We start from the raw sequence: 13,868 nt of genomic DNA on the forward strand, positions 1-13,868 counted from the left end.
TCCGGAGCACCACGACAGAACAGACGGCGGAAGGGAGAGCCATGTACTTCACCGATCGGGGGATCGAGGAGCTGGTCGAGCGGCGGGGCCAGGAGGAGGTCAGCCTGCTGTGGCTGGGCGAGCGGCTGCGCGAGTTCGTAGACCTCAATCCCGAGTTCGAGATCCCGGTCGAGCGGCTGGCCACCTGGCTGGCCCGGCTCGACGACGAGGACGACGAGTAGACGGGGACGACGAGTAGACGGGGACGAGGACGACGCACGAGGGACGCGGACAAACGCGATACATCTTGAGTTTCCGCCGAACGCGACATATCGTGTTATTGAAGGGTTGCGCCACCAGGAGGGCGGGAGCATGCAGCAGTGGATCATCGAAGGGCCCGAACAGCTGACGTTCGGCGCCGTGGAGTCGCTCGACGTCCGCATAGTCTCGGGCCGGCTGGCGGTGCTCGCCAGCGAGGGCCCGCCCACGCTGGAGGTGTCGGAGATCGAGTCGGCCTCGCCGCTCGTCGTCACCTACGACGAGGACGCGAGGTCGCTCACGGTCGCCTACAAGGACCTCACCTGGGACGGCCTGCTCGGCTGGCTGCGGCGCGACCGGCGCAGGACCGTGCTGTCCATCGCCGTGCCCAAGACCTGCCGGGTCAGCGCCGGCGTGGTGTCGGCGCCGGCGGTGGTGGCCGGTTTCGAGCGGTCCACGCACGTCAAGAGCGTGTCGGCGGAGATCGTCCTGGACGGGGTGAGCGGCGACGTGACCGCCAACACCGTCTCCGGCGCGGTCGAGAGCCGGGCAATGCAGGGCGACCTGTCGTTCAAGAGCGTCTCGGGCGACCTCACCGTGGCCGACGGCACCCCGCACCGGCTCAAGGCGAACACCGTCTCCGGCCGCATCACCGCCGACCTGGCGCTGCGCCCCACCGGATATGTGACGTTCACCAGCGTCTCCGGTGACATCCTGGTCAGACTGCCGGAGAACGTGGACGCGGACGTCACCGTGCGCTCCACCTCCGGCCGGCTGATCAGCACGTTCGACGAACTGTCCGGCACCGACACCCCCGGCATGAAGACCGTGGCGGGGCGGCTCGGTGGCGGCATGGCCGCGCTCACGGCGACCACGGTCTCCGGCGAGGTCGCGCTGCTCAAGGGGGAGAAGGAATGAGCCCTGTCTTCGGTCACGGCCGGCTCCGGCTGTACCTGCTCAAGCTGCTGGAGGAGAGCCCGCGCCACGGCTACGAAGTGATCCGGCTGCTCCAGGACCGCTTCCTCGGCGTCTACTCGCCCTCCCCCGGCACGATCTACCCCCGGCTGGCCCGGCTGGAGGAGGAGGGGCTGGTCACCCACGAGGTGGCCGACGGCAAGAAGGTGTTCTCGATCACCGACAAGGGCCGCGAGGAGCTGAACGCCCGCCTCGACGAGCTGGACGACCTGGAGGAGGAGATCTCCGCCTCGGTCCGCGACATCGCCCGCGAGGTCAAGGAGGACGTACGCGAGACGGTCAAGTCGCTGCGCGACGAGCTGACCCGCATCGCCAAGGACGTCCGCACCGGGCCCCGTGAGGACGTCGCCGGCTTCGGGCGGCGGCAGAAGGAGGAGTTCGAGCGGCTGCGGCAGCAGCAGAAGCGGCAGTGGCAGGAGCACGCCTACCAGTGGCAGGGCGAGAGCGAGCGGCTGACCAGGGAGTGGCGCCGGATCTGGACCGAGATCTGGGCCACGCTCGGCGGCGCGCCGCCGAACCGGGCCGACCTCGACGCCGAGCTGGGCGAGCTGCTCGCCGACTTCGTCGCCCAGGCCCGCGAGGAGGCCTCGCGCTCCCGCCTGAGCCGCGAGAAGCTCGACGACCTGCGGACGACCCTGGACGACGCCGCCCGCCACGTCCGCGACATCCTCGAACGCTGACACCCCCGCACGCCGGAGGTCCGGGAGCGGGCCTCGTATCACGCCGGGCCTCGTGTCACGCCGGGCGGAGGCGCCGCTCCAGGCGCTGAGTCGCGCGGGCGGCCCGGCGCGCGTGGTAGGCGATGGGCATGTACCGCAGCCGTTCCGGCAGGCGCGGCGTCAACACCGCGACCGCGTGCCCGAGGCGCCGCAGCCGCCGCTCCTCCCTGGCCGTCCACCGCAACCCGAGCTTGCTCCGCACGGCGGCCGGCAGGGTGCCGACCGTGAGGAAGTGGCTGAGCTCGCCCGCCCCCGCCCCCACCGGCGCCCATAACCGGCGCAGCGGCGCGGGCAACCCCGGCGGCGCGGGCGTGCCGCGGGTGACCGCCAGCACGTCGAGCGCTGTGGGATGCGCCTCCAGCCGTTCGGCCACCATGCGCTCGAAGTAGCGCCAGTAGTCGTCCAGGCTCTCCGGCATCTCCCGTTCGGGCACCCGCAGGATGCGGCCGAGCTGCCGCGACTCCTCGTACAGCCGGCGCTGCTGGCCGCCGGTGAGCGGGGTGCCGAAGTAGCGGTTGAGCGTGACGAACCGCTCGAACAGCGTCAGGTGCACCCAGGCCCACGCCTCGCCGTTCAGCGCGTGGTAGGAGCGGCCGCGCGCGTCCACGCCGCTGATCGTGCGGTGGATCTCCCTGAGCCGCCGCCCCTCGGCCGGGCCGGCCGCGCCGCCGTACACCCACGTCTGGACGGAGGCCAGCGTGCGGTTGAGCCGCCCCCACGGATCGGCCTTGTAGACGGAGTGCTCGGCGACGGCCGCGCCGACCGCCGGGTGCATGGTCTGCAGGACCAGGGCGCTCCCGCCGACCAGCAGGTTGCGGTACTCGCCCGCGGTCTCCCAGTGCATCGAACCCGGGCCGAAGGGCTCAACGTCCATGATCGGGCCTCCCGGTGATACAACTTTACATTCTTTGTATCACCCGGGAGGCGTGGAAGTAACCCGTCACTTATCAGGCGGTGAAGACGATCTTCCCGAACAGCTCCCCCTCCGCCATCGCGGCGAAGCCGTCCCGGGCCTCGGCCAACGGCAGCGCCCGGTCGATCACAGGCCGCACGCCGGTCTGCTCCAGGAGCACCGCCAGCCGCTGGAGCTGGTCACGCGTCCCCATCGTGGAGCCGACGACCGAGAGCTGCAGGAAGAACACCCGGTTGAGGTCGGCGGGCGGCACGCCTCCGCTGGTGGCCCCGCTGACCACGATGCGCCCGCCGGGCTTGAGCGACTTGAGCGAATGGTCCCAGGTGGCCTGGCCGACGGTCTCCATGACCGCGTCCACCCGCTCGGGCAGCCGCGCCCCGGGCTCGAAGACCCGGTCCGCGCCGAGCCGGAGGGCGCTGTCGCGCTTGGCCTCGGAGCGGCTGGTCGCCCAGACGCGGTAGCCGCCGGCCCGGCCGAGCGCGATCAGCGCCGTGGCCACGCCGCCGCCCGCGCCCTGCACCAGCACCGTCGAGCCGGGCTGGAGCCCGGCCTTGTCGAAGAGCATGCGGTAGGCGGTCAGCCACGCCGTCGGCAGGCAGGCGGCCTCCTCGAAGCTGAGCGCGGCCGGCTTGGGGACGAGGTTACGGCGCGGCACGGCCACCCGCTCGGCGAACGTGCCGTCATGCAGCTCCGACAGCAGCGTGCGCTTGGGGTCGAGCGTCTCGTCCGCGCCGGTGCCGATGACGGCGTGCACGATGACCTCGTTGCCGTCCTCGTCCACGCCGGCGGCGTCGCAGCCGAGCACGATCGGCAGCCGGTCCTGCCGGATGCCGACGCCCTTGAGCGTCCACAGGTCGTGATGGTTGAGCGCGGCCGCCCGCACCGTGACGGTCGTCCAGCCGTCCGGTGTCTTCGGCTCCGGGTGCTCTCCGAGCGTCAGGCCGGCGAGCGGGTTGTCGGGGTCGGTCTGTGTGGCGGTTACGGCGAACATGGCCGCACCCTACAAAACCCGTCCCGCTCAGTCCTCGACCGTCACCTTGATCCCGTGCAGCGCCTGGTCCAGGAACTCCTCCGACCCGGAGACCGCGACCTGCACGCCGTCCCGGCACACCGTCCCCACGGGCCGCCCGCGCCCGCCGACCGCGAACGGGATCACGGTCTCCTTCCCGCAGTGCGGCGTGGGCACGAGCGCCACCATCATCCTCGCCCCGCCACCGAACCAGAGCTGCGGCCCGACCGGCGAGCGCTGGAAGGTCTCCCCCGGTCTGGCCAGCCGTACCGGCCCGCCGCCGGAGAGCACGAGGTAGCCGCCCTTGGTCACCTTGCCCCGCAACCGCCGCGCCACGGCCACCCGCTGGTCGAACGTCAGCCCCTCCCCCGGCTCGTACATCGCCAGCGCCCACTTGCCGAACTTGAACAGCAGCACCTGCCCGCGCCCGCCGCTGCCCGCCTGCTGGGGCCACAGGGTGACGTTGGGCGCGTAGGAGCGGATGGGCTTCCCGCCCCGGGTGATCTCGATCTCCCCGTTGTACGGCGCCGTCACCTGCCGGTACTGCCCGTCGATCCACACCCCCTGGAACGGCCGCACGCCCATGCCGGCCAGGTCCAGCTCGGCCGGATAACGCACCGTGGCCCGCTGCCCGTCGGGGAACACCACCTTGATGATCTGCTCGCGGCCCTTGGTCTTGGGCGCGACCTGCAGGATGTTGGGCGGGCTGTCGATCCGCGTCAGCGACCTGATGGGCTCGGGGGTCGGCTGCGCGGCGCGCGGCGGGGGCTCCCGGCTCGCGAGGAGCCCGATGACGGGCACCGACAGCACCAGGACCAGCACCGCCAGCCCGATCCATCGGCGGCGGCCGCTCTGCCCCACCTCGATGACGTCGTACCGGTCAGCCACCGACGTTCCTCGCGCAGTAGTGCGGCTTGCGCCCTCACCCCAAGTTCAGTTGAGCGGCGACCGCCAGCGCAAGCCCTCGAACCGGGCGAAATCCCGATCGCAGGTCACAAATTCACAACCGTGTTCGATGGCGAGCGCCGCGAGATAGGCATCGGGAATCAACTTCCCCGACGCCCCGGCCTGGCAGGCGAGCCGGGCGAAGATCTCCCAGTGCCGCTCCGCGGCCTCCACCAGCGAGGCATGGGGCTGGTTGCGGTAGGTCGCGGCGAAGGCCAGCGCCTCCTGCAACGGAGCCGGACTCTGGTAGATGCGGTGGTTGGTCACCAGCCGGACGAATCCGTTGACGACGAAGTCACTGACCGCGTAGCTGGAGTCGCCGTTCACCATGGCGTCGAGGAAGGCGCGGCAGCGCTCGTGCGCGGCGCTCTCCGGCCGGAAGGCGTTGACGAGGACGTTGATGTCAGCGAGTTGCATCGTGCATCGCCTCGATCAGCTCCATGTCGTCGAGGTCGTACAGGATGTGCTCCAGCGTCTCCCCGGCGTCGAGCCGAACCTGGATCCAGGGCTGGAACCCGGCTTCGGCCGTCGTGGTGGGCAGCTCCAGGCGGGGGCGTTCAGCCACCTCCGCGGAGCGGTTGAGCAGTTGTCGCAAGGCGTCCTCCATCACTGAGTTGAGACTGCGTCCGTTTCTGGCCGCGTACGCCTTCGCCTCGTTGAGGAGTGTCTCGTCGATGCGCACCGTCGTCCTCCGCATGGCTCCAGCGTCCGCGCCTGACATCAAAATGTCAATAGCCGAGAGTAGCCGTACGATCACGCTCTTTGCTCGCGGATGACCTCACCATGAGGCCACATTGACCTTGCCCCCTGGGACCTCGCCCCTGACTCCGGCCGCCGGAACGAAACCCACCCAGTAAGCAGTGACTTTTGATAATCAGGTTTCCCCTGTTACCAGAGACGATTTTAAACCGACCCCCACCTGCGGAGATGCTTTCTCCTCATACATGCGATCCCGCTATGTCCATAACGGAATGGAACCGTTCCATGCTTTTTGACGTCGTTCGCTCGCGGCCCGCTCGCGCCATTCATTAACGTTCCGATCGTTTTCCTGGCCCACCGGGGCGCAGCACCCCGCTCTGGGCCGCCGAGAACTGACGAAGGAGCTCCATGAATCCCCGAGCAAGGCGCATCGCGATCCCCCTCGCGACCCTGACGGCCACCGCGCTGGCCGTGGGGGCCCTCACCGGCACCACGGCGAGCGCAGCGACGGCACCCTCTGACGTCGTCGCCAGGAACGCCGGCACCCCCGCAGAGCAGGCCATCCAGTTCTGGACCCCGGACCGCGTCAAGCAGGCCACCGACTACGACGGCGGCCTGGACCTGTCCACCAAGGGCGTCAAGGGCAGCAACGACAAGCCCGACGGCCCTCCCGGCTCCGTCCCGCCGATCGGCGCGGAGAAGACCGGCAGCAGGAAGAGCAAGCAGGTCAACCTGCCCAACACGGTCGGCCGCGTGTTCTTCACGCTGCCCAGGACCAACCCGCGCGACCCCCGTAACTGGCGCTACTGCTCGGCCACCTCGGTGCAGAGCAAGTACCGCAACCTCGTGGCGACCTCCGCCCACTGCGTGTACGACACCAGGCACAACACCTTCTACGACAACTGGGTCTTCATCCCCTCCTACTGGGACGGGAACAACGCCTGGAACGGCAAGGCCCCCTACGGCATCTACGCCGCCAAGACGTTCAACGCGCACGACGACTTCGTGGTGAAGGAGGACTACGACTACGACTACGCGTTCGTCAACGTCTACAACGGCATCAAGGTCTCGTGGGAGAGGCAGCAGCACGGCGGCGGCTGGCGCTGGACGGTCAAGAACGTCGGCCGGCTCGGTGACAACGTCGGCGGCCAGGGCTTCACGTGGAACCGGAGCACCAAGCTCAAGGTGTTCTCCTTCGGCTACCCGGCGGGCGAGCACCCCGACGGCGACCGCCCGTACAGCGGCCGCACGATGAAGTACTGCTACGGCAAGACCCGCCCGATGCCCGAGGCCAAGAAGTACAACCTGCAGGAGCACATCGGCTTCAGGTGCTCCTTCACCGCGGGCGCCAGCGGCGGCCCCTTCCTCTACAACTACAAGAGCGCCTCGCGCACCGGCTACCTGGTGGGCGTGAACAGCGTGGCGTGGGACACCGACGGCAACGACCGCTACGACTACATCTCCTCGCCGTACTTCAACGGCGACACCTACAAGGTCTACAAGGCCGCCGCCAACCGGTGGACCGGCAACATGCCGTGACGATCCGGCGCCCCGGGCCCCGGGTCCCGCACGGGATCCGGGGCCTTCCCTGACCACATTCCGGACGGCGCCCGCGCCTTCAACCGGCGAAATACGCGCGCCTTCCGGCCGTGCGGACACTCACGCGATCACGCCTCCGACCAGGGGAAACGCGCATACTTTATGATCGTTTGCAAGTATCGGGAGTGATGTGCTGACGGCATCCTTATAGTTCACGATGGAACCTGGATCAGGTAACGAATCCCTATCCGAGCTGCAATACCCTCCGCACATCTGGAAAAATCCCCCCTTACGACCCTAAGAAAGGCATTTCATGATCTCCCGGGCCCGGCATCTGCTGGCGGCCGCGCTGGGCGGCGCGCTGCTGATGCTGCCTGCCCTCACGGGGATCGCCGGCGCCACCGCGGGAGCCGACGCCACCGCCGGGGCCGCTGGAGCCGTCGGGACCGCCGCCGCGGGCAAGGTGCAGAGCATCTCCCTCGCCAAGACCGCCGCGGACGTCAAGCGGGTCGCCGACTACTGGAAGCCCGACAAGTTCAAGCACTCCGACGGCTTCAGCCCGGCCACGCCCGGCACCGCCGCCGCGAAGTCCACCTCCGCCGGCGCCGCCGCCGGCCCGCCCGCGCGCGCCTCCGTCAGCAGGACCACCGCCGGGGCCGCCAAGCGCGCCGCCGGCCGGATCGCCGCGCCCGCCCTTCCGCGCAAGGGCGCCCAGATCGCCAGCACGATGGGCAAGGTCTTCTTCCGCCTCGGCGACAAGGAGTACTGGTGCTCGGCCAGCGCCGTCGCGGCCAGGAACCGCAGCGTGGTCGCCACGGCCGGGCACTGCGTGTACGACCCGCGGCAGGCCAAGAGCGCCGACTACTGGATCTTCGTCCCCAACCCGGGTCCCAACGGCGAGCAGCCGATGGGCATCTACGTCGCCTCCTCCATCAGCCTGCACGAGGACTGGATCGGCCGGGGCGACTACGACTACGACTACGCCTTCGTGACCGTGCACCGCGGCTTCACCTGGGCCGGCAAGGACGGCCAGTACGTCATGCAGGACGTCGGCCGCCTCCAGGACAACGTCGGCGGCCTCGGCCTGGAGCTGAACAGGAAGCCGGGCACCTACACCGCCGCCACCTTCGGCTACCCGGCCGGCGCCCAGCCGGACGGCAGCCGCCCGTACGACGGCAAGACGCTGCGCATGTGCGGCGAGGGCCGCACCATCTGGAACGTCGCCCCGCCGCTCGACCTGCAGAAGGGCGTGCAGCTCCAGGCGTGCGACTTCAGCGCGGGCACCAGCGGCGGCCCCTGGGTGATCGGCTACGACAAGGAGCGCCGGATCGGCAGCCTCGCCGGCGTCAACAGCCTCAACTGGGACAGGAACGGCGACAAGCGCTACGACGCGGTCTCCTCCCCGTACTTCGACACCATGGCGGGCCTGGTCTACCAGCGGGCGGCGGCCCAGACCACGCCGTCGAAGGTGACCTGAACCAGGCCGACACTCCCATACATTCGTAAATGTGGCCCAGGTCACACCCAACCCTTCGATCACTGCACGTGATCAGCCGTTACCCGGGTCTCGGGGCGGTCACGGCGCCGGTCGGGAGGACTGACATGATCTACCCACATTTTCCACGCCAGCAGTCAGCGTTGTAGGTTCCGGGCTGTCCGTTTGCTGAGTTTCCTGAGGTGCGTGAGGCGCCTCATGTCAGCGCAACCTGGAGTCACCGTGTCCCGAACCACCCGAATCCTCCTCCCCGCCACCGGCGCGCTCCTGACCACCGGCCTGCTCGCGGCCGGCCTGTCCGGTGTCGCCCAGGCCGATGGCGGCGTCTCCCACGACCCGATGGCCCGCAGCAACTCCCAGGCCGCCTCCGTCGCCTCCTTCTGGCTGGCCTCGAACGGCGCCGCCCTGCGCGCGGCGACCCAGTACACCTGGGACTCGAAAGAGGTCAGGAAGGTCGTCTCCAAGGGCGGCTACACCCCCGACGGCAGCCCCGGCACCACGGCCCCGACCGGCTCGTCGAAGTCCGGCGGCAACGCGCAGAACATCAACCTGCCGCGGACCGTCGGCAAGGTCTTCTTCGTGGACGGCCACGGCAAGTTCCGCTGGTGCTCGGCGACCTCCATCCAGTCGAACCAGCGCAACCTGGTCGCCACCGCCGGCCACTGCGTCTACGACACCGACACCAACAAGGCCCTCCTGGGCAACTGGGTCTTCGTGCCCGGCTACTACCAGGGCAAGGCCCCGTGGGGCATCTACGTCGGCAAGCAGGCGTACACCCACTACGACTTCGACGTCTACGAGGACTACGACCGCGACTACGCGTTCGTCACCGTCTACAACGGCATCCTCTTTGACAGTGTCAAGCAGGTGAACCGGCGCGACTACGAGCGCTTCACCGGCCCCAAGCGCCGCTGGGGCGGCCGCTACTACCTCCTGCTGTCGAAGGACGCGGGCCGGCTCGGCGACGTCGTCGGCGGCCAGGGCTTCGCCTGGAACCAGGCGACCGGCAAGTACGTCCGCACCTTCGGCTACCCGGCCGCGCCGCACCCCGACGGCAACAAGCCGTACAGCGGGGTGACCCCCAAGCACTGCTACGGCAGGACGAGCGCGAAGGCCGTCGGCGCCTCCTGGCTCAAGATCGAGGAGCACATCGGCCTCAAGTGCGCCGTGACCCCCGGCTACGACGGCGGCCCGTGGCTGCTGAACTACAGCAACGGCAAGCGCCTCGGCTACGTCAACGGCGTGACCAGCACCTTCGCCGACCAGGACGGCAACGACCGCATCGACTACATCACCTCCCCCTACTTCGACGGGGAGACGGCCGCGGTCTACAACGCGGCCAAGAACGCCTGGTCCGGCCGGATCGTCGGCCCGAACGGCGAGCTGTACAAGTAAGCCCCGCCAGGGGAACGAGGGCCTCCGCCGTCACGGCGGGGGCCCTCTTCGCGTTTCCTGAACGTTCCCTGTGAAGATCAGAGCAAATTAGACGGAGCAGGCTCACATCTGGTTCCTGTGATCTGTATCACACTGACAAGTCCTTCCGACTCTAACGGCACTTTCCTCCCGACAGCTACAAACCCCTTGTGTCCTGCACAAACACCTCGGACACGGGACGGCCTCTGACAGATAACGGAAAGGTAACGCGGGCAACGCCCCCCGCCGGGATGGCCAAACCGGGTTCCACCTGCGGAGATCACCCGGCTATGTTTCTTGCAATCCCTTTACTGACGCATGGGACGCATGTGGCGACCCACGACAGAGCAAGGAGCACGTTCCCTTGAAGCGCATCCTCATTCCCGCCGGTGGCACCCTCATGGCCACCGGCCTTCTGGCCGCCGGCCTCGCCGGGTCGGCTCAGGCCGACACGACGACCGCCTCCGACCCGATGGCCACGACCGCGGCCAACGCCAAGGCGATCGCGGACTTCTGGGCGGAGAACAACGGTGCCGCCCTCAAGGCCGCGAAGGAGTCCAACGTCTGGGACAAGGCCGACGTCGCCAAGCTCCAGACCAAGGGCGGCTACAGCTCGGACACCAAGCCGGGCTCGACCGCGCCGATCGGCGAGGAGAAGAAGACCTCGACCAAGACGCAGAACGTCAACATGCCGAAGACCATCGGCAAGGTGTTCTTCGTCAACAGCAAGGGCGAGAAGAAGTGGTGCTCCGCCACTTCGATCCAGTCCAAGTACCGCAACCTGGTCGCCACGGCCGGCCACTGCGTGTACGACACCGGCTCCAACTCCGACGTCCTGTCCAAGTGGGTCTTCGTCCCGGGTTACTACCAGGGCAAGGCTCCTTGGGGCATCTACGTCGGTAAGCAGGCCTTCACGCACTACGACTTCGACGTCTACGAGGACTACGACCGCGACTACGCGTTCGTGACCGTCTACAACGGTGTCTCCCTGAGCGGCGGCACCGCCAAGAAGGTCACCAAGAAGGAGTTCGACGCCCACACCGGCATCAAGGACGCCAAGGACGTCGAGGTCTCGCGGGAGGAGTTCCGCAAGGCCAAGCTCGACCCGACCTCCACGGACTCCTACTGGGTCAAGCGCGGCGAGCACAGCAAGAAGGTCGGCCCGGACTACCCGGGCGCCGTGGTGGAGAAGATCGAGACCACCAAGGACAAGTACTACCGCGCCCGCGTGGGCAAGGGCGAGGGCTACAAGTTCGGTGAGCCCATCACGGAGCAGGTCTCCAAGCAGGACTACGACCGCTACAAGGGCCTCGGCGAGAAGAAGTCGGACAACCACGGCAACTACACGATCACGCACTACTACGTGCAGTCGTGGAGCCTGCCCGGCACGGACACCAAGTTCTACAAGACCGAGTTCTACATCATCGAGGGCGCGGTGAAGGACGTCGGCCGCCTCGGTGACAACGTCGGCGGCCAGGGCTTCGCCTGGAACCAGCCCACCGGCAAGTACGTGCGCGTGTTCGGCTACCCGGCCGCGCCGCACCCCGACGGCAACAAGAACTACACCGGCGTCACGCCGAAGTGGTGCTACGGCAAGACCACCAAGAAGCTGGTCGGTTCCGCCGCCAAGAAGATCGAGGAGCACGTCGCCCTCAAGTGCGCCATGACCGAGGGCGCCGACGGCGGGCCGTGGCTGTACAAGTACAGCAACACCAAGCGCCTCGGCTACGTCAACGGTGTCACCAGCACCTTCAACGACCAGGACGGCAACGGCCGCGTGGACTACATCTCCTCGCCGTACTTCGACGGTGAGACGAACACGGTCTACAAGGCCGCGGCCGCCAGCTGGTCCGGCAAGATCGTCTGAGTGACGCACCGCGACCGGCCCTGAGCCGTTCGTCACGAAGGGCCCGGCTTTCCGCCGGGCCCTTCTGCGTTCCCGCCCCAGAAGTGAAGCCCTTTGGACGCACGCCGCGCCCAGACGGTGCCATCAAGGCGATGTGATCTGCGTCACATCTCGCGCGAGCGGCGGATCATGACGGCACTGCCACCCCGAGAGTCACACTAACAACTTCTTTACGTTGATCAGGGCAAACGACCGCAAGAGCCGCTTCCCCTCACTCCTGCGCATCGGCTTCTTAAACATCACAGAACGATCACGACCGACTTGTCGCCTCTTTTCCTTTCAAAGCGACTACCCGAGTTCAAGATCGACACTGTATGTTCCTGGCTATCCCTTTACTGACGCATGGGACGCAAGAGGCGTTCCACGACAGCGCAAGGAGTCACCTTGAAGCGCATCCTCCTCCCCGCCGGTGGCGCCATTCTGGCCACCGGTCTGCTGGCTGCTGGTCTGGCCGGCACGGCTTCCGCCTCGGGCGTCGTCGACGACGCGCCGCTGACCCCGAACAACAAGGTCGCCGAGACCGTCGACTTCTGGTTCAAGGCGAACGGTGCCGCTCTGCGCGCTGCGCAGGTGTACCGCTACGACTACAAGGAAGTTGACAAGCTCGTCCAGAAGGGCGGCTACACCCCGGACACCAAGCCGGGCTCCACCGCCCCGATCGGCGAGGAGAAGAAGGCCACCGTCAAGGTCCAGAACGTGAACCTGCCGAAGACCATCGGTAAGGTGTTCTTCGAGGGCCGCGACGGCAAGCTGTACTGGTGCTCCGCCACCTCGATCCAGTCGCAGTACCACAACCTGGTCGCCACCGCCGGTCACTGCGTGTACCAGACCGGCGCCAACGGTGACGTCCTCGACAAGTGGGTCTTCGTCCCGGGTTACTACCAGGGCAAGGCTCCTTGGGGCATCTACGTGGGTAAGCAGGCCTTCACCCACTACGACTTCGCCACCTACGAGGACTACGACCGCGACTACGCGTTCGTCACCGTCTACAACGGCATCACGCTGGGTGGCGGCACCGCGAAGAAGGTCACCAAGGCTGAGTTCGACGCCCACCAGGGTCTTAAGGACGCCAAGGACGTCGAAATCTCCAAGGAGGAGTTCCTCAAGGGCAAGCTCGACCCCACCTCGACTGACTCTTACTGGGTCAAGTTCGGCGAGCGCGGCAAGAAGGTTGGCCCGGACTACCCGGGTGCCGTGGTCGAGAAGGTCGAGACCAGCAAGCAGAAGTACGCTGCGGCCCCGATCGGCAAGGGCGAGGGCTACAAGTTCGGCGAGCCCGTCGCCGAGATGGTGTCCGAGCACGAGTGGCGGCGTTACAACGGTCCGGGCGAGAAGTTCAAGGACCGCGCCGGCAACTACGTGATCGTCCACTACTACGTGCAGGCGTGGAGCGTCCCCGGCACCGACACCAAGTTCTTCAAGACCGAGTTCTTCATCATCGAGGGCTTCGTCAAGGACGCGGGTCGCCTGGGCGACAACGTCGGCGGTCAGGGCTTCGCCTGGAACCAGCCGACCGGCAAGTACGTTCGTACCTTCGGGTACCCGGGTGGCGAGCACCCCGACGGCAACAAGCCCTACACGGGTGTCACGCCGAAGTGGTGCTACAACAAGACCAGCACCAAGCGGACCGTGGTCGCGGCCATCAAGGCCGAGGAGCTCGTGTCCCTGAAGTGCGCCGTCACCCCCGGCTACAACGGCTCGCCGTGGCTGCTCAAGTACAGCAACGCCAAGCGTCTCGGCTACGTCAACGGTGTCACCACCGCGGTGTTCGGCGACGTGGACAGCAACAACCGCTACGACACGATCTTCTCGTCGTACTTCGACGGCGAGACGGCCGCTGTCTACAAGGCTGCTGCTGCTCTGTGGTCCGGCAAGATGTCCTAATTCTGGACATCCTCGGAGCTGGGGGTCCAAACCTCAGACCGCCTGCTTTACCCGAAGGGCCTGGCTTTCGCCAGGCCCTTCGGCCTATCTAGAGACAAATCCGAAAAGGCCCCCTACCACAACGATCATCCGGT

13 protein-coding genes are annotated in these 13,868 nt (G+C 67.7%); 8 read left to right on the forward strand and 5 right to left on the reverse strand.

The window, feature by feature from the left end:
• Positions 1-41 precede the first annotated feature (41 nt).
• The 3 genes from AB0H75_RS45735 (at position 42) to AB0H75_RS45745 (ending at position 1,892) form a co-directional block, all read left to right on the forward strand.
• On the forward strand, positions 42-221 hold the full coding sequence (locus AB0H75_RS45735) for a DUF6104 family protein (protein ID WP_367807479.1): 180 nt from the start codon (positions 42-44) through the stop codon (positions 219-221).
• A 130-nt stretch (positions 222-351) separates the two neighbouring features.
• On the forward strand, positions 352-1,155 hold the full coding sequence (locus tag AB0H75_RS45740; RefSeq protein ID WP_367807481.1) for a DUF4097 domain-containing protein: 804 nt from the start codon (positions 352-354) through the stop codon (positions 1,153-1,155).
• Positions 1,152-1,892, forward strand: coding sequence for a helix-turn-helix transcriptional regulator (locus AB0H75_RS45745; protein ID WP_367807483.1), 741 nt, complete (start codon positions 1,152-1,154; stop codon positions 1,890-1,892). The genes AB0H75_RS45740 and AB0H75_RS45745 overlap by 4 nt, the downstream gene beginning before the upstream one ends.
• A 55-nt stretch (positions 1,893-1,947) precedes the next feature.
• Here AB0H75_RS45745 and AB0H75_RS45750 read toward each other — a convergent pair whose 3' ends face one another.
• The 5 genes from AB0H75_RS45750 to AB0H75_RS45770 all read right to left on the reverse strand — a co-directional run bounded on the left by AB0H75_RS45750 (position 1,948) and on the right by AB0H75_RS45770 (position 5,480).
• On the reverse strand, positions 1,948-2,805 hold the full coding sequence (locus tag AB0H75_RS45750; RefSeq protein WP_367807485.1) for an oxygenase MpaB family protein: 858 nt from the start codon (positions 2,803-2,805) through the stop codon (positions 1,948-1,950).
• 73 nt (positions 2,806-2,878) lie between these two features.
• Positions 2,879-3,835, reverse strand: a complete 957-nt coding sequence (locus AB0H75_RS45755; RefSeq protein WP_367807487.1) for a zinc-binding dehydrogenase — start codon at positions 3,833-3,835, stop codon at positions 2,879-2,881.
• A gap of 27 nt (positions 3,836-3,862) precedes the next feature.
• Positions 3,863-4,741, reverse strand: coding sequence for a hypothetical protein (locus AB0H75_RS45760; protein ID WP_367807489.1), 879 nt, complete (start codon positions 4,739-4,741; stop codon positions 3,863-3,865).
• A 45-nt stretch (positions 4,742-4,786) separates the two neighbouring features.
• A complete protein-coding gene (locus tag AB0H75_RS45765) occupies positions 4,787-5,215 on the reverse strand; it encodes a type II toxin-antitoxin system VapC family toxin (RefSeq protein WP_367807491.1) in 429 nt (142 codons plus the stop codon).
• On the reverse strand, positions 5,202-5,480 hold the full coding sequence (locus tag AB0H75_RS45770; protein ID WP_367807493.1) for a hypothetical protein: 279 nt from the start codon (positions 5,478-5,480) through the stop codon (positions 5,202-5,204). Before AB0H75_RS45770 ends, AB0H75_RS45765 begins: the two co-directional genes overlap by 14 nt.
• Before the next feature lie 425 nt (positions 5,481-5,905).
• Here AB0H75_RS45770 and AB0H75_RS45775 point away from each other — a divergent pair, with 425 nt between their 5' ends.
• From AB0H75_RS45775 to AB0H75_RS45795, 5 genes are all read left to right on the forward strand, one after another.
• Positions 5,906-7,036: a serine protease gene (locus AB0H75_RS45775; RefSeq protein ID WP_367807495.1), complete on the forward strand. Its 1,131-nt coding sequence runs from the start codon at positions 5,906-5,908 to the stop codon at positions 7,034-7,036.
• A 313-nt stretch (positions 7,037-7,349) separates the two neighbouring features.
• The gene (locus AB0H75_RS45780; protein WP_367807497.1) at positions 7,350-8,513 is read left to right on the forward strand and encodes a serine protease; all 1,164 of its coding nucleotides are present in this window, start codon (positions 7,350-7,352) and stop codon (positions 8,511-8,513) included.
• Between the two features lie 240 nt (positions 8,514-8,753).
• Positions 8,754-9,926 (forward strand): serine protease, encoded by a 1,173-nt coding sequence (locus AB0H75_RS45785; protein WP_367807499.1) that lies wholly within the window; start codon positions 8,754-8,756, stop codon positions 9,924-9,926.
• Between the two features lie 382 nt (positions 9,927-10,308).
• Entirely contained in the window at positions 10,309-11,811 is a 1,503-nt protein-coding gene (locus AB0H75_RS45790) for a serine protease (RefSeq protein WP_367807501.1), read from the forward strand.
• Positions 11,812-12,234: 423 nt separating this feature from the next.
• A complete protein-coding gene (locus AB0H75_RS45795; protein WP_367807503.1) occupies positions 12,235-13,734 on the forward strand; it encodes a hypothetical protein in 1,500 nt (499 codons plus the stop codon).
• The last annotated feature ends 134 nt before the right edge of the window (positions 13,735-13,868 follow it).

It is taken from the genome of Nonomuraea sp. NPDC050783, assembly GCF_040802095.1.
GTDB lineage: Bacteria > Actinomycetota > Actinomycetes > Streptosporangiales > Streptosporangiaceae > Nonomuraea.